Raw genomic sequence first — 18593 nt, 5'->3', positions numbered from 1 at the left:
TTATCTCCATTCCTGGCTTGAAGCCGAAGACGAGGCTACGGAAATCTCCGCGGAGCCCTTGCCTGCCGCAGAATCGAGACCGGCCGCAGCATAGTCGAGAAGAGATACCGCAATCCCGATAATGGCAATCGCCGCAAGCAATCGGCCGAAGCCGGAAGGCTGCAGGCGCGACCAGTCGGCTTGTTGTTCACCGGCCCTGTGGCCGGTGCTTGTCCAGTGAGCAGAAAACAGATTGTTCATTTGATCCTCCATCCGGCCACCAAGTCCATGGCCGCCCGCAGGACGGCCGGGACAGATGGAAGTCGACATTTTGCACGCGTATTTTTTTCGAATTTTTTTTCGCTCGACATGATGTGTCACGCTGCCGCCGATACGAAAGCGTGGGTGGCCTTCGCCCCGGCGCGCGCTATAGTCGACTGGATGCCGATCACGGGCTCAATCACGACAATCAAGGAGGAATTGATGGACCGCACCGCCAACGCCGTTTGGAAAGGCAGTTTCAAGGAAGGCAAAGGCACGCTCGATACACAGAGCGGGACGCTGAAGGGCACGCCCTATTCCGCCAAGATGCGTTTCGAGGACGAGAGCGGCAAATCCGGCACCAACCCGGAAGAGCTGATCGCCGCCGCCCATGCCGGCTGCTACGCCATGCAGCTTTCGCATTTTCTCGCCGAGAACGGCACTCCGGCCGCCGAACTCGACGCCAAGGCCGTGGTAACGCTGGTTCCCGGCACCGGCATCACCGGCAGCGCGATCACCCTGGTCGGCAAGGTACCGGGCATCGATGCCGCCAAGTTCAAGGAATTGGCCGAGAAGGCCAAGGCCGAATGCCCGGTCTCGAAAGCGCTCGGCGCCATCAAAGTATCGCTCGACGCCAGGCTCGGCTGAGAGCTGGTCTGCGGAAAGCGGGCGATCCTTCGCGCCCCCCTCTGCCCTGCCGGGCATCTCCCCCACGAGTGGGGAGATTGGCCGTCATCCTGGCTTTCGCCAATCTCCAACGCTGAATGAGAGGCGGGACGGCGAAGCTGCCAATCTCCCCCCTCGTGGGGGAGATGTCCGGCAGGACAGAGGGGGGCGCTGTCCCGCCAACCTCTCGAATGATTATTGGCTTTTTTCGTCAACGAGTGCGTCGAGACGGGCGCGCAATGCCGCGACCTCCTCCTCGAGGGCCTGCACGCGCGTCTCCAGATCCGACGCCGGCGGGGACGACTGCAGGGGCGCTGCGGCAGCCGGCAGCTGCGGCGGCCCGCTGAGCAGATGGACATAGCGATCCTCGCGCTGGCCTGGGCCGCGATCGATCGGCTGCACCAGCGGTGGCCGGCGGCCGATCAGCAGATCGAGATTGCCGCGAAGCTCGTCGATCGATGGCAGCCGCGCCATGCGCTCGCTTCGCGCCAGCAATTCATAGGCCGTCTGCGGGCCGCGCAGCAGCAACAGGCCGAGCAGCGCGATCTGCGCCGAGGTCAGGGAAAAGCGCTGCGCCACCACATGCTCGTAGCGCTCGACGCGCGACGCGAACACCTGCCTGACTAGGCCCTTCTGCTCGAGCTGGCCAAGCGCTCTTCTGACCTCGCCAAGTTCGACCGACATCACCGGCTCGCGCGCCGTCTTCTGGTTGGCCGCCGCATGTGCCGCATTGAGCGTCAGCGGATAGACGTCCGGCGTCAGCTCCTTCTTCTCGATAAGGCAGCCGAGCACGCGGGCTTCGATGGGAGAGAGGATGGGAAGGTCGATATCGGTCATAAGTTTGCTATCCTTTCGAACTCGGCGGGACAGCGCCCCCCTCTGTCCTGCCGGACATCTCCCCCTCTAGTGGGGAGATTGGCTGTCATCACCGCTTCGCCACTTTTCAAGGCTGCAGAAAGGGCGCTGTCCTCCACGCTGCTAATCTCCCCCCTTGAGGGGGAGATGTCCGGCAGGACAGAGGGGGCGCGAAGGATCGCTACGGACGAGACGATCTCGGCTGCAACCCGCCCGCCGCCTAAACCCGTCGCTCCACCATCATCTTCTTGATCTCGGCGATCGCCTTGGCCGGGTTGAGCCCTTTGGGGCAAGTCTGGGCGCAGTTCATGATGGTGTGGCAGCGATAGAGCCGGAACGGGTCTTCGAGATTGTCGAGCCGCTCGCCCGTCGCCTCGTCCCTGGAATCGATCAGCCAGCGATAGGCCTGCAGCAGCGTCGCCGGGCCGAGATAGCGCTCGCCGTTCCACCAGTAGCTCGGGCAGGAGGTCGAGCAGCAGGCGCACAATATGCACTCGTAGAGCCCGTCGAGCTTTTCGCGGTCCTCATGGCTCTGCAGCCATTCCTTGGCCGGCTCGGGCGACACCGTCTTCAGCCACGGCTCGATCGAGGCGTGCTGGGCGTAGAAATTGGTGAGGTCGGGCACCAGGTCCTTGACCACAGCCATGTGCGGTAGCGGATAGACCTTGATCGCGCCGGAAATGTCGTCGCAGCCCTTGGTGCAGGCCAGCGTGTTCGACCCGTCGATGTTCATGGCGCACGAGCCGCAAATGCCTTCGCGGCAGGAGCGGCGCAGCGTCAGCGTCGGATCGATCTTGTTCTTGATCCAGAGCAGCGCGTCGAGCACCATCGGCCCGCAATCGTCCATGTCGACGAAATACGTATCCATGCGCGGGTTCTCGTCATCGTCCGGCGACCAGCGGTAGATGCGGTATTCGCGCAGGTTGGTCGCGCCCTCCGGCTTCGGCCAGGATTTTCCGGCCATGATCTTCGAGTTTTTCGGAAGCGTGAGTTCGACCATTACCTCAGGTCCTTTCGGATGACGAGCTTCAGCCCGGACCAGATCTCGTTCACGGCGGCGACCTTGACGTCGACGAGGTCGAGCTTCAGCGCCTCTGTGCGGATAACGTCCTCGGTGACGTCGGTCGGCACTTTCGATGCCTTCTTCGGCCAAGAGACCCAGACCATGCCGTCCCGCTTGATCGCCGCTTCGACGTCGCCAAGACGGTCCTCGATCTCGATGCGCTGCATGGTGAAGGCGTGAACGGCATCATATTTCTGGCGAATGCCCGAAATCGCCGACCAGTCGGCCAGTCGGTCGACACCGGCAAAATCGACGGCGTCGGCCAGATCGTCCAGTTCCGCCGGCAGCGCGATGAAGGCCGCAGTCATCCCGTCCTTCAGGCCGAGCTTGGCCGGAAGAGGCGTGCCGGAATATCCCGCAACCGCCAGCGCCATCGTCAATACACCCTGGCCTTTGGCGCGATCTTGGCCGGGTTGATGCCGCCGTCTGCTTCCTTAAGCAGCGTTTCGGTGTGCACCGGCCGGTAGGTGAGCGCCACCTCGCCGGCCTCGTTGAGCCGAGCCAGCGTATGCTTGCGCCAGTTGGCGTCGTCGCGGACCGAAAAGTCCTCCCGCGCGTGCGCGCCGCGGCTTTCCTTGCGCGCCTCGGCGCCGTAGACGGTGGTGATGGCGTTGGCCATCAGGTTTTCCAGCTCCAGCGTCTCGACCAGGTCGGAGTTCCAGATCATCGAGCGGTCAAACACCTTGACGTCGCCGAGTTCACCCCAGATCTGCGAAATGCGCCTGCAGCCGCTTTCCAGCGATTCCTGGGTGCGGAACACCGCCGCGTCCTCCTGCATCGCCTTCTGCATCTTTTCGCGCAAAACCGCTGTCGGCGTCGAGCCGTTGGCGTGACGCAGCCGGTCGAAGCGGTCCATGATCTTTTCGACGGCGGCCTCGTTGGGCGAAGGGATCGCCGATGTGCGGTCGATCACCTGGCCGGCCCGGATTGCCGCCGCACGGCCGAACACCACCAGGTCGATCAGCGAGTTGGAGCCCAGCCGGTTAGCACCGTGCACCGAGGCGCAGCCGGCTTCGCCGACCGCCATCAGCCCGGGCGACACCTGGTCCGGATTCGACGCCGTCGGGTTCAGCACCTCGCCCCAGTAATTGGTCGGCACGCCGCCCATATTGTAGTGGACCGTCGGCAGCACCGGGATCGGCTCCTTGGTCAGGTCGACGCCGGCAAAGATCTTTGCCGATTCCGAAATACCCGGAAGCCTCTCGTGCAGAACGGCCGGGTCGAGATGGTCGAGATGCAGGAAAATGTGATCCTTTTTCGGGCCGACGCCGCGGCCCTCGCGGATTTCCAGCGTCATGCAGCGCGAGACCACGTCGCGCGAAGCCAGATCCTTGGCCGACGGCGCGTAGCGTTCCATGAAGCGCTCGCCCTCGGAATTGACGAGATAGCCGCCCTCGCCGCGCGCGCCCTCGGTGATCAGGCAGCCGGCGCCGTATATGCCGGTCGGGTGGAACTGCACGAACTCCATATCCTGCAGCGGCAGGCCTGCGCGTGCGGCCATGCCGCCGCCATCGCCGGTGCAGGTATGCGCCGAGGTGGCCGAGAAATAGGCGCGGCCATAGCCGCCGGTCGCCAGCACCACCATCTTGGCCGAAAAGCGGTGGATGGTGCCGTCGTCGAGGTTCCAGGCGACGACGCCGGCGCAGGTGCCGTCCGGCTCCATGATCAGGTCGAGCGCGAAATACTCGATGAAGAACTGCGCATTGTGCTTCAGCGACTGGCCGTAGAGCGTGTGCAGCATGGCGTGGCCGGTGCGGTCGGCGGCCGCACAGGTGCGCTGCACTGGCGGCCCCTCGCCGAAATTCATCATCATGCCGCCGAACGGCCGCTGGTAGATTTTCCCGTCCTCGGTGCGGCTGAAGGGAACGCCGTAGTGCTCGAGCTCGTAGACCGCCGCCGGCGCTTCGCGCACCATGTATTCTTGAGCGTCGGTGTCGCCCAGCCAATCTGAGCCTTTGACGGTGTCGAAGAGATGCCACTGCCAGTTGTCGGGACCCATATTGGCGAGCGAGGCGGCGATGCCGCCCTGCGCCGCAACAGTATGCGAGCGCGTCGGGAACACTTTGGTGATGCAGGCGGTGCGCAGGCCCTGTTCGGCCATGCCGAGCGCGGCGCGCAGGCCGGCGCCGCCGGCGCCGACGACCACGACGTCGAATTTGTGATCGACATAGCTATAGGCGGAAGCCGTGTTGGCGTTCTTCGCGTCCTTGGCCAAAAAATCAGCCTCCAAATGCCAGTTTAAGCAGGGCGAAGACCGAAGCGACGCCGACGACTACGGGAAAGAATGTGTTGAGGGCGAGCAGCGCCAGCCTGGTGCCTTCGCCATGCACATAGTCTTCGATGATCGCCTGCATGCCGAGCCGCATGTGGTAGAGCACCGACAACAGCACCAGCGCCAGCACCAGTGCAACGAACGGATTGGCAAGTGCGGCGCGCACCTCGAGATAGCTGGCGCCGTTGAGTGCGATCAGGAAGCCGACGAAGAACAGGACCAGCGGGATGTTGGAGATCGCCGTCAGCCGCTGGCGCCAGAAATGGCCGGTGCCCTCGCGGGCGGAACCGAGGCCGCGGACCTTGGCTAGCGGCGTGCGCATGTCGGTGTTCTTGCCGTTCATGTCAGGCTCCCCGCGCCATGTAGCCGGCGATCCAGATCAGCAGCGTCAGCGTGACCGAGCCGGCAAGCGTCGCCCAGGCGATCTTCGATGCCGTATGCTTTTCCAGCCCTGCCCCAGTGTCCCAGATAAGATGGCGCACACCGCCCAGCATGTGGTGCATCAGCGCCCAGCTGTAGCCGAACAGCACCAGCCGTCCCAGCCACGAGCCGAAGGCCCAGTTGACGGCATTGAAGGTCGCCTCCGAGCTCGCCGCCGCCATCAGCCACAGCGCGACCAGCAGCGTGCCGAAATAGAGCGCCCCGCCGGTGATGCGGTGGACGATCGACATCGTCATGGTGATCGGCGGCCGATAGACGGTCAGATGCGGCGAAAGCGGCCGTTCACGTCTGGCAAATTCGCGGGTGGCTGGTGATTTGCTCATGGCTCCCCCAGTTCGGCGTCTCTGGAGCCTCAGGTAGGAATGCGGCATTACCGCTTCCGGTTGCGACTTCGGACAGCCGGTTTCTAATGCTCTTTTTGCACCGCGTCAAAGCCGGAAAACCGTTTCGAAAACGTAATTTAGTCTGATGAAAGCGAGGCTTTCAGCTTCAATCGATTAGCGCTGTCGCTTTGCGCCGGCACAATGTCGCCGCACTGCAAAATATGGCTGGCGTAACGGGCGCATCAGCGCTTGCAGGCCAGCGGTGATGCACCGCCCTTCATCACCAGCGCCTCACGCCCATCGATCACGATTGCGTCATGCGCCTCGCCGTAACGGCTGGTCTGATTGGCCGGTGACGCCGGCAGCTCGGCGCTGGCGCCGTTCTGGCCGAGGACGCGCACCGACGTGCCGAGATTCTCGATGGTCATCACGCTACCGTCGGCGCAGTTGTAAGTAGCTGTGCGCGGCTGCGGTGCCGTCGGTTCACTAGCGGCGGGAGCAAGCGACACGGAAGCGGCGGCCGTGTTGCCGAGCTTGGGCGCGCTGGTCTGCGGCGCGCAGGCGGCTGCAGCCAGCAGCGGCGGAATGGCCAGCGCCATCCGAAACGTGCGGCGTAATCTCATTTGCTGCTTTCCCCACCGCGTATCGAGCCCGCCGCGATGCTCCGGCAAGCCACCGGATTTCATGCTTTTTGAGTCGCGCCCGATGCCGGGGATGGTGGGAACAAGGCATGGCCGAATGATGGCCGGTGGGCGATCGAGTATTAACCATATTTTCCGAGACCTCGCCCCTGCTGCGGTTGCCCTCTTAACAAAGGTTAATAAAAGGTTAATTTCTGATTCGAGGAGGCTTGCCTCTCAGCAATGGAGCAGCACGCCATGCATTCGAATTCAGCAGGATCGCGCCTTCCCTGGTTCCTATTGGCGGCGCTCGCCGTCGGCGTCGTCGCACCGGCATTCGCCGGGACGCGCCATCATGACCGCGTCTATGCCGATTCCTTCGGCAATCTCGTCATCGACAGCGCCGCCGGCTACAAGCGTATCATCGTTGGCGAGGGCAAGCTGGCCAAGGAATTGTCCGACTACACCAGCGCCGGCCAGCCCGACGTGATCTACGAAGACGAATCGGACGATGTCCGCGGCGGCGACTGCTATAGGCCGCCGGTTTTCGTCAAGGGCCGCAGCTATATGTACGGCCTCTCCGACGGCGAAATGCCGGAGCTCAGCCCCTGCCGCTGACGGCCACGCCGCCCTTGGTTGACGGCGCCGGCAGGGCAACAGCCGGCCCCACCGAGACACGCACGCAATCGCGACCGCTGCCCTTCGCCTGATAGAGCGCTTTGTCGGCGCGCCGCAGCAGGTCGGAAAAGCTTTCGCCCGGACCAAGCTCGGCAACGCCGAAGCTGGCGCTGCAGCGGTGATCCGTGGGCAGGCAGTCGATCGGCGTGGCACCGAAGGCGCTACGCGTGCCCTCGGCAAAGAGCCGGGCGGCGGCTAGATTGGTCCCCGGCAGGAAAATAGCGAATTCCTCGCCGCCGATGCGGCCGGCGACATGATGGTCGGCCGCGGCATCGCGGAGAAAACCGGCAAAGGTCTCGATGACCCGATCGCCCGACGCGTGGCCGTAAGTATCGTTGATGCGCTTGAAATGGTCGAGATCGGCAATGACCAGTGCCGCCGGAACGGCGCGCCGCATGGCGTCACGCAGTGCGATCTCGGCATGGCGCTCGAAGCCGCCACGGTTGAGCAGCCGCGAAAGCGTGTCGGTTTCCGATTTCGACGTCGCCTCGGCGAGCACGTCGCGGACCAGGATAGCCAATGTCACCAGCGCAAGCGCCAGGCCGAACACGGTGCCGACCGACTGCGACACCAACGCATAGCTGGTCTGCGCATAAGATTGCGGGTTGGCGCCCCAGCCACCAAGCGCATGGGCGATGAAGGGTTTGCTGGCGAACTGCAAGGTGCTGGCCGCCAGGACAGCCATCAGCATATAGTCGAGCCGCTCGCGTCTTTGCCTGGACGACAAGACGATCGCCAGCCCGGTGAACTGCATGGCCGCATAGGGAAGCTGGTAGGCCGCCATTCGCACAAAGGATTGGCGTGGCAGGTCCTGCACGAAGTAGACCGCGAGGGTGGCGAAGACCAGGAAGAACAGCATCGGCGGCCAAGGCGGCGAAACGCGGTATTTATGGGCAAGCCCGCCATTGAAGGCGACGGTAGCGCCAAGGAAGGCGGCAAAGGCGGCGACAACCACGGGGCGCGCATTGTCGAAGGCAGGAATGCTGAACTCGATCGCGAAATAAGCCGTGCCGAGCACATAGCCGAACGCCAGCCAGCGTGCCGACACCCGGCCGGCGTCATAGACCGCGATCGTCATGAAGGCCGCCGCCAGCAGCCCGGCAACGAACAGGTTGATCATCAGGATGAAATTAGCGCTGCCCATGGCGTTTTGGCACTCCCCCCGAACAGCAAATCACCAACGCGCGAAAAAGACGTTAATTCGAAGCCGCCGCTGACGCTCAGCCAGCACTGGTCCGATTGGGAAGGACGACCGTTTCAGGCCGCTGATAGGACAGGTATACGCTGTCGCGGCCACTCCTTTTGGCTTTGTAGAGCGCTTCGTCGGCGCGGCGCATCAGCGGGTCCAGCCCTTCGTCGCTGGTGCGGGCGGCCACGCCGAAGCTCGCGGTCACTCTTGTGTGGGCGGAAGTCCGTCGATTCTGCCCGCCGAATAGACCGTGCGAATGGCTTCGGCAAACAGTCTTGCCGCGCCAAGGTCGCTGAGCGGCAACAGCACGGCGAACTCTTCGCCGCCGATACGGCCGGCAACGCCGCGCGTACCTGCAGCCGACAGAAGCTTGGCAGCGAAGTCGGCGATGACGCGATCGCCGGCCGCGTGGCCATGCTGATCGTTGAGCGCCTTGAAATGATCGAGATCGGCAAGCACCAGCGCAACCGGCAATTGCGCCGTGGCACAGTGCTGCAGGACAAGCATGGCGCGCTCCTCGAAGCCGCGGCGGTTGAGCAGGCCCGACAGCGGGTCTGTCAGGGTTTCGGTCTTCAGGGCCTTCATCACATCGAGCGCGGCGGCGCCGAACAGGCAAAGCGCAATAAGCAGCGACAGCAATGCATGCGACAGCAGAGCCGTCGTCCAGTAGGACGAGGAGTAAAGCCCTTCATAGCTGGTGAACGGCCCATGCGCGATGACGACGGCAAGCGTCCGCGCCAGGAAGTTCAGGCCGGAAAGCAGCGACAGCACGAACAGGATCATTTCTGTCGGGCCGTTGTTGCGCACCACGCGCAACTCGGCGGCGACAACCAGGCTGATGCCGCCGAAGCTGAAATTGATGGCAAGGATGCGCCAGGTGAGATCCGGCCGGGCAAAAAGAAACCACGAGAACGCGGCCAGGCCGCCGCAGGCCAGAATGCCGACCGCCGGGTAAGGCACGCGCCGCCCATAGCGCGCAATGACCGCGCCGGCGAGACAGCAGGTGGCGAAGGTGAAGCACAGGATCGAGATGAGCTTGGTCGGCACCATGCCGACCGGCAGCGTGAAATACTGGAGCAGGAAGCCTGCGGCCGAGGCCGAGTAGCCCGCCGCCAGCACAGCCAGATAGGGACGGTGGCGCTGATAGAACCACAGCACGAGAAATGCCGCGCCGAGTGTGAGGGCGATGCCTGGATTGAGCAGCGCTATGAGCAGGCCGGTGTCCAAGCGCTGTAATTTCCCCTCGCTTCCTCTTGGAGGACCTTAGAGCGGAAGCCCAAACAAGCGGTTAAGCGAGAGCGAATATACGACAGGTGCGTCGACAAAGCCGCTGGGCGGAACCGCGAACGGCGAGCGGCGTTTCACGACGGCAACCAGGAGACGCTCCGATGGCCGACACGATCATGCTGACCGATCACGATGCAATTCGCTCATGGGCCGCGGCACGCGCCGGCTTTCCGGCGATCGTCGACGTGTCGCCCGAAGCCGGAACGCAGCCCATGCTGAGGCTGGTCTTCGGCCAGCATGCCTACCAGGACCAGGATGAGGCCGAACGCCCGGTCAATGCCGGCGGCTACGAACTGGTCGAATGGGACGAATGGTTCAAACTCTTCGACGAGCGCCAATTGGCGCTGGTCGTCGCAAAGGACCAACCCGGCCGCCGTGAGGGATTCCACGAATTCGTCAGGCGGCCCGACTGAAGAATGCCCGAACCGCATTGCGGCTCGGGCTCCTCGTATCCGACTGCGCGCGCCTGCCCTATTTCCACTCGCGGATGTCGACGAAATGGCCGGCGATCGCCGCCGCCGCGGCCATTGCCGGCGACACCAGATGCGTCCGGCCCTTGAAGCCTTGGCGCCCCTCGAAATTGCGATTCGAGGTCGAGGCGCAGCGCTCATGCGGCTTCAGCCGGTCGTCGTTCATGGCAAGGCACATCGAGCAGCCCGGCTCACGCCAGTCAAAGCCGGCGGCGACAAAGATCTTGTCGAGGCCTTCGGCCTCTGCCTGTTCCTTGACCAGGCCGGAGCCCGGCACGATCATCGCACTGACCCGCGGATTGACCTTCTTGCCCTCGATCACCTTGGCGGCGGCGCGCAGATCCTCGATGCGGCCATTGGTGCAGGAGCCGATGAAGACGCGATCGAGTTCGATATCGGTGATCTTGGTGCCCGGCTTCAGGCCCATATAGTCGAGTGCGCGCTGCTTGGAGGTGCGCTTGTTCTCATCAGTGATGTCGTCCGGGTTCGGCACGATGCCTTGCACCGAGACCACGTCCTCGGGCGAGGAGCCCCAGGAGACGATCGGCGGCAGCTTTGCCGCGTCGAGCACGACCACCTTGTCGAAATGCGCGCCTTCGTCGGACTGCAGCGTCTTCCAGTAGGCGAGCGCGGCGTCCCAGGCTTCGCCCTTGGGGGCGCGCGGCTTGTCCTTGACATAGGCGAAGGTGGTTTCGTCGGACGCGATCAGGCCGGCGCGCGCGCCGGCTTCGATCGACATGTTGCAGATCGTCATGCGGCCTTCCATCGACAGCGCACGGATTGCCTCGCCGGCATATTCGATGACATAGCCGGTGCCGCCGGCCGTGCCGATCTCGCCGATAATGGCGAGGATGATGTCCTTGGCGGTGACGCCTTCCGGCAGTGCGCCGTCGACGCGCACCAGCATGTTCTTGGCCTTGCGCTGGATCAGCGTCTGCGTCGCCAGCACATGCTCGACTTCCGAGGTGCCGATGCCATGCGCCAGCGCCCCGAACGCGCCATGCGTCGAGGTGTGGCTGTCGCCGCAGACGATGGTCATGCCGGGCAGCGTAAAGCCTTGTTCGGGACCGATGATGTGGACGATGCCCTGGCGGATATCCTTCTCGGAATAATATTCGATACCGAAATCCTTGGCGTTTTTGGCCAGCGCCTCGACCTGGATGCGGCTTTCCTCGTTCTTGATGCCGAACTTTCGCTCCGGCGAAGTCGACACATTGTGGTCGACCACGGCCAGCGTCTTTTCCGGATGCCGAACCTTGCGGCCGGTCATGCGCAGGCCTTCGAAAGCCTGCGGGCTGGTGACTTCGTGGACGAGGTGGCGGTCGATATAGAGCAGGCAGGTGCCGTCGTCCTGGCGGTCGACGACATGGTCGTCGAAAATCTTGTCGTAGAGGGTGCGCGGTGCGCTCATTTGCGTAAATCCGTCGGTATGAAATGGGAGGGGGCAGGCGCCGGGTCGGCCCGGCGAAAACGGTTCAGCGAAGTCGGCTGGTCAGCGCGCCGGAAACGCGCGCAGAGAATCGCGACGGCAGGCGTTTTCTGTCCTGCAGCACGAAACCCTTGTAGGCCGGATCGCCAAAAAGCTCTTCCATGGCGTGGCTCATACCAATGTTTTGGCTTTTCAGCAATCGCGTCTGCCTTCGCAGGCGCTTCACAGCACCTCGAACACGAAGGTCTTCACCAGCGCGTCGGGCTCGGCGATTGCGTAGCAGCGGAACCACGGGCTCTCCTCGACCGGCCGCCACTTTTTCGCCTGCTCCAGTTCGCCAAATACGGCTTGAAACCCGCCGCTTTCAAAAACCTGGTCGCGGACCGTGAAGATGGCGTGGCCGCCCGTCCTGGTGATGCGTACCAGTTCATGCAGGCCCGACGCCGGTGCGTGGCTGATGGTGAACACGCCGGTCGAGAAAAAGGCGCGGAAATACCCGTCCGCCCAAGGCAATGGCCCGCCGAGCATCGCCTGTTTCAGCTCGCTATAGGCCTGCCGGCTGCCGGCGATTTTCAGCATGTCCTGCGACAGGTCGAGCCCGGCAATATCGTGGTAGCCGAGTGCCTTCAGGGACGGCCCCGACAGGCCGGTGCCGCAACCGGCGTCGAGCAGCGGCCCTTCGCCCGGCGGCGCATGGCGCGCCACCCAGGCGGTTATCAGGAACGGCAGGAGATAGCCGAGCGCCGCGGTTTCGCCGTCATAGGTCGCGGCCCATTGCGCATAGGCCTTGGCGAGCGTCTCAGGCGTGTCGGCCGTATAGACCGCTTCCAGCGCCGCATTGGCCTTGTCGATGATCATGGGTCCTCCCCGGTCGCGTCCGCTCGATGGTAGCGCCGTTTTCGCCTGCCTTCTATTCCCCATGCTGGTTGCGGAGCCGCTTCTCCAGCGCCCGCAAGGCCAACGACAGGCCGACGGTCAGGATGAGATAGATATAGGCGACGATCGAATAGGTTTCGAAGAAGCGGAACGAGCCGGCGGCGTAGATCTTGCCCATCTGGGTGATGTCGGCGACGCCGAGCACCGAGACCAGCGAGGAATCCTTGACCATGGCGACGAAATCATTGCCGAGCGGCGGCAGGATGGTGCGGATCGCCTGCGGAAAGATGACCAGCCGGAAGCGCTGGGTGCGCGTCAGCCCGAGCGCCTTGGCCGCCTCGATCTGCCCCTTCTCGACCGCCTGGATACCGGCGCGGAACACCTCCGAGATGAAGGCGGAATAGCCGATGGTCAGCGCCATGACGGCGCGCCAAAGCAACGACACGTCGCGTACCAGCAGCTCACCGAAGAGGCCGGCGCTTTGCAGCGGCGCCGTCAGCGCGTTCCATGCCGCGACGAAGGCCGGCGCCCCGGCAAAGGCGATCCAGAACAACAGCACCAGCATCGGCACGCCGCGGATGATCTCGACGTAGAAGCGGCCGATCTGGCTGAGCCAGCGTGAGCCCGACAGGCCCATCAGCGCGACGCCGAGGCCGATCGCGCAAGCCAGCGCGAAGGCGACCACTGTGACGAAGATGGTGACGCCGATGCCCTTGGCGACGGTTGCGAAGACCTGGGCATAGAGATCGCTGGCAGCGATGAAGATGGCGGCGGCCAAGGCGATCGCCACGGCCACGGCAAGCCACCAGGGGAAGTCGGATTTGGCTGAGGCGAGAGGCGCCGACGGCATCAAGCGGTACCGGTGACAGAGTCACGAAGGCAGCGTTCTGTCACACCCCTCTCTGGCCTGCCGGCCATCTCCCCCTCAAGGGGGGAGATTGGCAGCTTTGACCTCGCGGCCCGTTCTGCAACACTGAAAATTGGCGAAAGCCGATGCGAAATCAGATCTCCCCCCTTGAGGGGGACATGTCCGGCAGGACAGAGGGGGGTGTACGAGCGCAGAGTCAGCGCGAGTTCCCGCGCACAATCGTCATGAAATGCGCGCAACAAGCGGGCCTACTGCCCCATCTTGTAATCAAGGAACCACTTCTTGTTGAGCGCGTCGAGCGTACCGTCGGCCTTGAGCGCGGCGATTGCGGCGTTGACCGGCTTCACCAGGTCGGAGCCCTTGGGGAAGATGAAGCCGAAATCCTCGGTGCCGAGCGGGCCGCCGATCAGCTTCAGCCCGCCATTGGACGCATCGACATAGCCCTTGCCGGCAGTGCCGTCGGTGAGCACGACGTCGACGTCGCCGGCCTTCAGCGCCTGCACCGTCGCGCCGAATGTCTCGAACAACTTGATGCGCGGGTTCTGCTCGTTACCGTCGAGCACGCTGTAGACGGCGGTGTAGAAGGGCGTGGTGCCGGCCTGCGCGCCGATCAGCCCGTCCTTGAAGGCGGCGAACGTCTTTGCGTCGGTGAAGCGCTTCTCGTCGCCGCGCACCAGCATGAACTGTTCCGAGCGCATATACGGATCGGAGAAATCGACCTTCTGCTTGCGGTCGTCCTTGATGGTGATGCCGGTCATGCCGATGTTGTACTGATTGTCGGAAACCGCCTGGATCATCGCGTCCCAAGAGGTATTCTGGTACTCGACCTCGAAATTCAGCCGTTTGGCGATCTCGTTCATCGCGTCATATTCCCAACCGATCTGCTTGCCGGTCTTGGCATCGATGAACTGCAGCGGCGGATAGGCGTTTTCGGTCACCACCACCACCTTCTTGCCGCCGAGGTCGGGCAGCGCCTGCGCCAGAGCCGCGACCGGCACGAGAAGGCAAGCCAGCAGGCCGGCCAGCAGCAGTTTCGAATTGATCATGACTATGCTCCCCAGGAACTGAACCGCCTCGATCGACCGAGGCATGCAGGAAATCCGGCGCCGACTTTAGCTTTCCGCAGGCGCCTTGCAAGCCGCTCCGATGCGGCGTTCGGCACGAAAATGGATTCCAATGCTTTCAACGGCGGCATTACGCAACGATCCGTATCGATTGCGGCCGCCGACGCAGCCCGGCAAAATAGAATCCGCCTCGCGAAACAAAAAGGCGGCCGAAGCCGCCTTTCCGAAAATACGTTCTTGAAGAGCCTTATTCGGCGGCAGCTGCTTCCGCGGCCTTGGCGGCCTCGTCGGCGGCCTTCTTCTCGGCAGCGTCCTGCGCGGCCTTCTCGGCGGCCAGCGCCTGGGCGGCGGCCACTTTCTCGGCCTCGATGCGCCCCTTCTCGGCGTTCAGCGCATCGCGCTCTTCGTCGTTGAGCTTGCGGGCGCGCACGCCGGTGTTTTCCGAAATGCGGGCCGATTTGCCGCGACGGTCACGCAAATAGTACAGCTTGGCGCGACGCACCTTGCCGCGGCGCACGATCTCGACGCCTTCGACCATCGGCGAATAGACCGGGAACACCCGCTCCACGCCTTCGCCGTAGGAGATCTTGCGGACGGTGAAGTTTTCCTGGAAGCCGGCGCCGGCGCGGGCGATGACGACGCCCTCATAGGCCTGAACGCGGGTGCGGGTGCCTTCGGTCACACGGACCTGGACGCGCACGGTATCGCCGGGCTGGAATTCGGGGAGCTTGCGCTTGGCTTCGATCTTGGCGGCCTGCTCGGCCTCGAGCTGACGGAGGATGTCCATCTCAATAATCCACTTCTTGTTCTTCCGACAGTCAGAGCGTCCGACACTCGCCTTGCAGTCGCATCGACCGCTCGGCTATGCCCTTCGTTCGAGAACTTCTGTTCGAGAACATCGGGCAGGGGCGACTACACCGTCATTGTTGACGGGCCAGAAGATCGCTCTTGGCATATTCTCTTCCGGTTCGGCGCGCACATACAGCTATTTCGGCGCTTTGTCACGCCTTCGCTGTTTCTTTTTTGGCGCTGCTTCTTTTTGGCTGAGGCCGCTGTGGCAATCCCGTGATCGCTTGTGGTCCAGGGGGTTGCGCCCGCGCGTCAAGCTTCCTAAGCCGGAAGATAAGCATTTTCCTCCAGCGACGACACCCCTCATGCCAATCTTGGACGCGGTCCTGCTCTTTCTCGCCGGCTTTGTATCAGGCGCGGTCAATGCCGTTGCCGGCGGCGGCACGTTCATAACCTTTGGCGCCATGACCCTGGCCGGCCTGCCGCCGATCGTCGCCAATGCGACATCGTCGGTGACGCAGTTCCCCGGCTACATCACCTCGACGCTCGCTTATTGGCACGACATCAAGCATTTTTGGCGCGGCGCACTGCTGCTCAGCCTCATTTCGGCTCTCGGTGCGCTGTCTGGCGCGCTCATCCTTCTAGGGCTCGACAACCCGTCGTTCCGCGCCTTGGTGCCGTGGCTGCTGCTGGCGGCAACCGCATTGTTCGCTGCCGGGCCATGGCTGAAGCCGGCGCCCAAGCCGGAGCATGAGGCCGCGGTAGGTTCGCTGGTCGGGTCGCTGGCGCAGTTCGCCACCGCCGTCTATGGCGGCTTTTTCGGCGCCGGCATGGGCGTCATGATGCTGGCGACGCTCGGTCTCACCCAGTCCGGCGACTATCACCGGCTGAACGCACTGAAGAACATGCTGGCCGTGGTCATCGCTGCTGTTGCCATCCTCGTCTTCGTCTCGGGCGGCGTCATTGCCTGGCTGCAGGCGATCATCATGATCCCGGGTGGCGCGCTGGGCGGCTATGCCGGTGTCTGGATCGCCAGGCGCGTGCCGCAGAACGCGGTGCGCGGCTTCGTCATCGCCGTCGGCCTGTTCCTGGCTTTCTACTATTTCGATAAGGGCTGAGAGGCTGAAAGATCCGGCCGTCGCTCCTTCGTCAGCCTCTCCGCTTCGGCCCGCCGCCACGCCGCGATCTTCCTGTGATTGCCCGAAATCAGCACTTCGGGAATCGGCCGGCCCTCGAACTCCTGCGGCCGCGTATAATGCGGATGTTCGAGCAGGCCGTTTTCAAAACTCTCTTCCTCGCCCGATACCGCATTGCCCATGACGCCGGGCAGCAGGCGCACCACGGCGTCGAGCAGCACGAGTGCCGCCGGCTCGCCGCCGGACAGGATGAAATCGCCGATCGAGACTTCCTCGAGGCCTCGCGATTCAATGACCCGCTGGTCGACGCCTTCGAAGCGGCCGCAGACGATCACCGCACCCGGCCCAGCGGCGAGTTCGCGCACGCGTGCCTGGTTCAGCGGCTTGCCGCGCGGGCTCATCAGCAGGCGCGGACGTGGATCGGCTGCCGGCGAGGCATGGTCAATGGCGCTCGCCAGTACGTCTGCCCGCATCACCATGCCGGCGCCGCCGCCGGCCGGCGTGTCATCGACGGTACGGTGACGATCGCTGGCAAAGTCGCGGATCTGGATCGTTTCGAGCGACCAAATGCCGGTCTCGAGCGCGCGACCGGCCAGCGACAGGCCAAGCGCGCCGGGAAACATCTCGGGATAGAGCGTCAGCACCGAAGCCGAAAAACTCACCGGTTGCCTCCGGCGTCCCTCGGCCCGCGCGGCCTGCCCTTGGGGTCGAAGCTGTCGCGGTCGGCAGACTCTCCGTCCTCGTCCTCGACCAACCCTGCGGCGGCTGGATCAACGCGGACAAAGCGGCCGGCGATCGACACTTCCGGAACGGCGGCCTGCGTGAACGGGATGAGCACGCCTTTGCGCCCCGCCAGCGTCACGTCGAGAATGTCGCCGCCGCCGAAATTGTGCACGGCGACGACCTTGCCGATGATGGCACCGATATCATCCTTGACCTCCAGCCCGACGAGATCGGCGTGGTAGAATTCGTCCTCTTCGCCCTCATCAGGCAACACCGAACGGTCGACGAACAATTCGGTGCCGGCCAGCGCCTCGGCGGCATTGCGGTCGTTGACGCCTTTGAACCGCACCACCACCACGGTGTTGGCGGGCCTGATGTCGACGATCTGGAAGGCGCGGCCATCCCTGGCGTAGAGCGGACCGTAATCGGCCAGCGCCAGCGGGTCGCCGGTAAAGCTCTTGACGCGCAATTCGCCCTTGATGCCATGCGCGGCACCGATCACGGCCATCTGGACGGGGTTTTGCGGCTTGATCATCTGCGGAAAATCCTTTGCCTTGCTCTAACCCCAGCCCGTCGTCATTTCAATGACGCCGCTCTTCACCGCTTCCTAACCCGCGTGCCGGAAGATGGCGGGGAACTGGAAGAGTGCAATGCAGGAATTCCTCATACCGGCAAAACCCGACCTGCAGGCGGCGCGCGAGGCCTGGCTGAAGATGCTGGCGCGCGAACGCCGGCTGTCGCCCGAAACCGTCGAGGCCTATGAGCGCGACACACGCCAGTTCCTGCATTTCCTGACCGGCCATTGCGGCGGCTCGCCCGGCATTTCCGACATCGCCGATCTGCGCCCCGCCGATCTGCGCGGCTTTCTCGCTGCCCGCCGTGCCGAGGGCGCCGGCGCCCGCACGCTCGGGCGCGGGCTGGCCGGCATCCGCTCGCTGCTGCGTTTCCTGGAACGGCGCGGCCTCGCCAATGCGGCAGGTGCGACAGCCTTGCGCGCGCCGCGGCAGCCGAAATCGCTGCCCAAGCCGCTGACCGCAAGCGATGCAAAACACGTCGTCTCGGTGGAAGGCCAACTGGCGGAGGAGCCGTGGATTGCCGCGCGCAACGCCGCCGTGCTGACCCTGCTCTATGGGTCCGGCTTGCGGATCTCCGAGGCGCTCGGCCTGTCGGGCGCCGATCTTTCCTCACCTGGTGATACCGTGCTGCGCGTCACCGGCAAGGGTGGCAAGACCCGGCTGGTGCCGGTGCTGCCGGTAGCGCTGCGGGCGATTGCCGAATACCGCCGCTTGTGTCCCTGGCATCTCGATCCCAAGGGCCTGCTGTTCCGCGGTGCCCGCGGCGGCCCGCTGAACCCGGCAATCGTCCAGCGCGACATGGCCAAGCTGCGCTCGGCGCTCAACCTGCCCGACACGGCGACGCCGCATGCGCTGCGCCATTCCTTCGCCACGCATCTGCTAGGGCGGGGCGGCGACCTGCGCACCATCCAGGAGTTGCTCGGCCACGCCAGCCTGTCGACAACCCAGATATACACCGGCGTCGACACCGCCAGGCTGCTCGAGATTTACGAAGCAGCTCATCCTCGTGCGTGATCGATGCATGTGTCG

The 18593-nt window shown here is 64.1% G+C and carries 21 protein-coding genes and 1 pseudogene; 5 read left to right on the top strand and 17 right to left on the bottom strand.

Going from position 1 to position 18593, the window contains the following annotated elements; translation table 11 throughout:
- Positions 1 to 240, bottom strand: a complete 240-nt coding sequence (locus NKI18_RS28940; protein ID WP_352450153.1) for a hypothetical protein — start codon at positions 238 to 240, stop codon at positions 1 to 3.
- Positions 241 to 462: 222 nt separating this feature from the next.
- On the opposite strand from NKI18_RS28940, the gene NKI18_RS28935 reads away from it, so the two are divergent.
- A complete protein-coding gene (locus NKI18_RS28935; protein ID WP_031212702.1) occupies positions 463 to 888 on the top strand; it encodes an OsmC family protein in 426 nt (141 codons plus the stop codon).
- A 213-nt stretch (positions 889 to 1101) separates the two neighbouring features.
- Here NKI18_RS28935 and NKI18_RS28930 read toward each other — a convergent pair whose 3' ends face one another.
- From NKI18_RS28930 to NKI18_RS28900, 7 genes are all read right to left on the bottom strand, one after another.
- Positions 1102 to 1743, bottom strand: a complete 642-nt coding sequence (locus NKI18_RS28930) for a YceH family protein (RefSeq protein ID WP_352620389.1) — start codon at positions 1741 to 1743, stop codon at positions 1102 to 1104.
- Positions 1744 to 1981: 238 nt separating this feature from the next.
- The gene (locus tag NKI18_RS28925; protein ID WP_023679764.1) at positions 1982 to 2761 is read right to left on the bottom strand and encodes a succinate dehydrogenase iron-sulfur subunit; all 780 of its coding nucleotides are present in this window, start codon (positions 2759 to 2761) and stop codon (positions 1982 to 1984) included.
- The gene (locus NKI18_RS28920) at positions 2761 to 3198 is read right to left on the bottom strand and encodes a DUF3052 domain-containing protein (protein ID WP_352620387.1); all 438 of its coding nucleotides are present in this window, start codon (positions 3196 to 3198) and stop codon (positions 2761 to 2763) included. Before NKI18_RS28920 ends, NKI18_RS28925 begins: the two co-directional genes overlap by 1 nt.
- A 2-nt stretch (positions 3199 to 3200) precedes the next feature.
- Positions 3201 to 5039, bottom strand: coding sequence for a succinate dehydrogenase flavoprotein subunit (gene sdhA / locus NKI18_RS28915; RefSeq protein ID WP_352620386.1), 1839 nt, complete (start codon positions 5037 to 5039; stop codon positions 3201 to 3203).
- A 4-nt stretch (positions 5040 to 5043) separates the two neighbouring features.
- Positions 5044 to 5439, bottom strand: a complete 396-nt coding sequence (sdhD, locus tag NKI18_RS28910; protein WP_292663226.1) for a succinate dehydrogenase, hydrophobic membrane anchor protein — start codon at positions 5437 to 5439, stop codon at positions 5044 to 5046.
- A 1-nt stretch (position 5440) separates the two neighbouring features.
- The gene (gene sdhC / locus NKI18_RS28905) at positions 5441 to 5860 is read right to left on the bottom strand and encodes a succinate dehydrogenase, cytochrome b556 subunit (RefSeq protein WP_352620385.1); all 420 of its coding nucleotides are present in this window, start codon (positions 5858 to 5860) and stop codon (positions 5441 to 5443) included.
- 242 nt (positions 5861 to 6102) lie between these two features.
- Complete coding sequence (locus NKI18_RS28900) at positions 6103 to 6483, bottom strand: hypothetical protein (protein WP_352450157.1); 381 nt, start codon at positions 6481 to 6483, stop codon at positions 6103 to 6105.
- Between the two features lie 255 nt (positions 6484 to 6738).
- Here NKI18_RS28900 and NKI18_RS28895 point away from each other — a divergent pair, with 255 nt between their 5' ends.
- A complete protein-coding gene (locus NKI18_RS28895) occupies positions 6739 to 7098 on the top strand; it encodes a hypothetical protein (protein ID WP_352620384.1) in 360 nt (119 codons plus the stop codon).
- On the opposite strand, the gene NKI18_RS28890 is transcribed toward NKI18_RS28895, so the two are convergent.
- Positions 7082 to 8302 carry a GGDEF domain-containing protein gene (locus NKI18_RS28890; protein WP_352620383.1) on the bottom strand — a complete coding sequence of 407 codons (1221 nt, stop codon included), beginning with the start codon at positions 8300 to 8302 and terminating at the stop codon, positions 7082 to 7084. The genes NKI18_RS28895 and NKI18_RS28890 overlap by 17 nt on opposite strands.
- A 76-nt stretch (positions 8303 to 8378) precedes the next feature.
- A pseudogene (locus NKI18_RS28885) lies at positions 8379 to 9574 on the bottom strand (GGDEF domain-containing protein).
- Between the two features lie 161 nt (positions 9575 to 9735).
- On the opposite strand from NKI18_RS28885, the gene NKI18_RS28880 reads away from it, so the two are divergent.
- Positions 9736 to 10047, top strand: a complete 312-nt coding sequence (locus NKI18_RS28880) for a hypothetical protein (RefSeq protein ID WP_023679773.1) — start codon at positions 9736 to 9738, stop codon at positions 10045 to 10047.
- A 58-nt stretch (positions 10048 to 10105) separates the two neighbouring features.
- Here NKI18_RS28880 and leuC read toward each other — a convergent pair whose 3' ends face one another.
- The 5 genes from leuC to rplS form a co-directional block, all read right to left on the bottom strand.
- Entirely contained in the window at positions 10106 to 11515 is a 1410-nt protein-coding gene (leuC, locus tag NKI18_RS28875) for a 3-isopropylmalate dehydratase large subunit (protein WP_352620381.1), read from the bottom strand.
- A gap of 240 nt (positions 11516 to 11755) precedes the next feature.
- Positions 11756 to 12391, bottom strand: coding sequence for a class I SAM-dependent DNA methyltransferase (locus NKI18_RS28870; RefSeq protein WP_352620380.1), 636 nt, complete (start codon positions 12389 to 12391; stop codon positions 11756 to 11758).
- Between the two features lie 52 nt (positions 12392 to 12443).
- The gene (locus NKI18_RS28865; RefSeq protein ID WP_352620379.1) at positions 12444 to 13259 is read right to left on the bottom strand and encodes an amino acid ABC transporter permease; all 816 of its coding nucleotides are present in this window, start codon (positions 13257 to 13259) and stop codon (positions 12444 to 12446) included.
- A gap of 266 nt (positions 13260 to 13525) precedes the next feature.
- Complete coding sequence (locus NKI18_RS28860; RefSeq protein WP_352620377.1) at positions 13526 to 14323, bottom strand: transporter substrate-binding domain-containing protein; 798 nt, start codon at positions 14321 to 14323, stop codon at positions 13526 to 13528.
- 265 nt (positions 14324 to 14588) lie between these two features.
- Positions 14589 to 15128: a 50S ribosomal protein L19 gene (gene rplS, locus NKI18_RS28855; protein WP_353021419.1), complete on the bottom strand. Its 540-nt coding sequence runs from the start codon at positions 15126 to 15128 to the stop codon at positions 14589 to 14591.
- Positions 15129 to 15495: 367 nt separating this feature from the next.
- On the opposite strand from rplS, the gene NKI18_RS28850 reads away from it, so the two are divergent.
- Positions 15496 to 16248: a sulfite exporter TauE/SafE family protein gene (locus NKI18_RS28850; protein ID WP_352456323.1), complete on the top strand. Its 753-nt coding sequence runs from the start codon at positions 15496 to 15498 to the stop codon at positions 16246 to 16248.
- On the opposite strand, the gene trmD is transcribed toward NKI18_RS28850, so the two are convergent.
- Together trmD and rimM are read right to left on the bottom strand one after the other, a co-directional pair.
- Complete coding sequence (gene trmD / locus NKI18_RS28845) at positions 16230 to 16928, bottom strand: tRNA (guanosine(37)-N1)-methyltransferase TrmD (protein WP_352620375.1); 699 nt, start codon at positions 16926 to 16928, stop codon at positions 16230 to 16232. The two genes, NKI18_RS28850 and trmD, sit on opposite strands and share 19 nt — an antisense overlap.
- Positions 16925 to 17524, bottom strand: coding sequence for a ribosome maturation factor RimM (gene rimM / locus NKI18_RS28840; protein ID WP_352620374.1), 600 nt, complete (start codon positions 17522 to 17524; stop codon positions 16925 to 16927). The genes trmD and rimM overlap by 4 nt, the downstream gene beginning before the upstream one ends.
- Positions 17525 to 17639: 115 nt before the next feature.
- Between rimM and NKI18_RS28835 the strand changes: the two genes are divergently transcribed.
- Positions 17640 to 18578, top strand: coding sequence for a tyrosine recombinase XerC (locus NKI18_RS28835; RefSeq protein ID WP_352456326.1), 939 nt, complete (start codon positions 17640 to 17642; stop codon positions 18576 to 18578).
- Positions 18579 to 18593: the final 15 nt, after the last annotated feature.

This window comes from Mesorhizobium sp. M0800 (assembly GCF_040320095.1).
Lineage (GTDB): Bacteria > Pseudomonadota > Alphaproteobacteria > Rhizobiales > Rhizobiaceae > Mesorhizobium.
This window is presented reverse-complemented; position numbering and strand designations above follow the sequence as displayed.

Excerpts from the sequence above, each read along its gene's own strand:
- NKI18_RS28920 (WP_352620387.1), bottom strand. The coding sequence starts at position 3,198 with ATGGCGCTGGCGGTTGCGGGATATTCCGGCACGCCTCTTCCGGCCAAG.
- NKI18_RS28940 (WP_352450153.1), bottom strand. The coding sequence starts at position 240 with ATGAACAATCTGTTTTCTGCTCACTGGACAAGCACCGGCCACAGGGCC.
- NKI18_RS28895 (WP_352620384.1), top strand. The coding sequence starts at position 6,739 with ATGCATTCGAATTCAGCAGGATCGCGCCTTCCCTGGTTCCTATTGGCG.
- NKI18_RS28865 (WP_352620379.1), bottom strand. The coding sequence starts at position 13,259 with ATGCCGTCGGCGCCTCTCGCCTCAGCCAAATCCGACTTCCCCTGGTGG.
- NKI18_RS28850 (WP_352456323.1), top strand. The coding sequence starts at position 15,496 with ATGCCAATCTTGGACGCGGTCCTGCTCTTTCTCGCCGGCTTTGTATCA.
- leuC (WP_352620381.1), bottom strand. The coding sequence starts at position 11,515 with ATGAGCGCACCGCGCACCCTCTACGACAAGATTTTCGACGACCATGTC.
- sdhC (WP_352620385.1), bottom strand. The coding sequence starts at position 5,860 with ATGAGCAAATCACCAGCCACCCGCGAATTTGCCAGACGTGAACGGCCG.
- rplS (WP_353021419.1), bottom strand. The coding sequence starts at position 15,128 with ATGGACATCCTCCGTCAGCTCGAGGCCGAGCAGGCCGCCAAGATCGAA.
- NKI18_RS28860 (WP_352620377.1), bottom strand. The coding sequence starts at position 14,323 with ATGATCAATTCGAAACTGCTGCTGGCCGGCCTGCTGGCTTGCCTTCTC.
- NKI18_RS28935 (WP_031212702.1), top strand. The coding sequence starts at position 463 with ATGGACCGCACCGCCAACGCCGTTTGGAAAGGCAGTTTCAAGGAAGGC.
- rimM (WP_352620374.1), bottom strand. The coding sequence starts at position 17,524 with ATGATCAAGCCGCAAAACCCCGTCCAGATGGCCGTGATCGGTGCCGCG.
- NKI18_RS28925 (WP_023679764.1), bottom strand. The coding sequence starts at position 2,761 with ATGGTCGAACTCACGCTTCCGAAAAACTCGAAGATCATGGCCGGAAAA.
- NKI18_RS28870 (WP_352620380.1), bottom strand. The coding sequence starts at position 12,391 with ATGATCATCGACAAGGCCAATGCGGCGCTGGAAGCGGTCTATACGGCC.
- NKI18_RS28930 (WP_352620389.1), bottom strand. The coding sequence starts at position 1,743 with ATGACCGATATCGACCTTCCCATCCTCTCTCCCATCGAAGCCCGCGTG.
- NKI18_RS28880 (WP_023679773.1), top strand. The coding sequence starts at position 9,736 with ATGGCCGACACGATCATGCTGACCGATCACGATGCAATTCGCTCATGG.
- NKI18_RS28900 (WP_352450157.1), bottom strand. The coding sequence starts at position 6,483 with ATGAGATTACGCCGCACGTTTCGGATGGCGCTGGCCATTCCGCCGCTG.
- NKI18_RS28835 (WP_352456326.1), top strand. The coding sequence starts at position 17,640 with ATGCAGGAATTCCTCATACCGGCAAAACCCGACCTGCAGGCGGCGCGC.
- sdhD (WP_292663226.1), bottom strand. The coding sequence starts at position 5,439 with ATGAACGGCAAGAACACCGACATGCGCACGCCGCTAGCCAAGGTCCGC.
- NKI18_RS28890 (WP_352620383.1), bottom strand. The coding sequence starts at position 8,302 with ATGGGCAGCGCTAATTTCATCCTGATGATCAACCTGTTCGTTGCCGGG.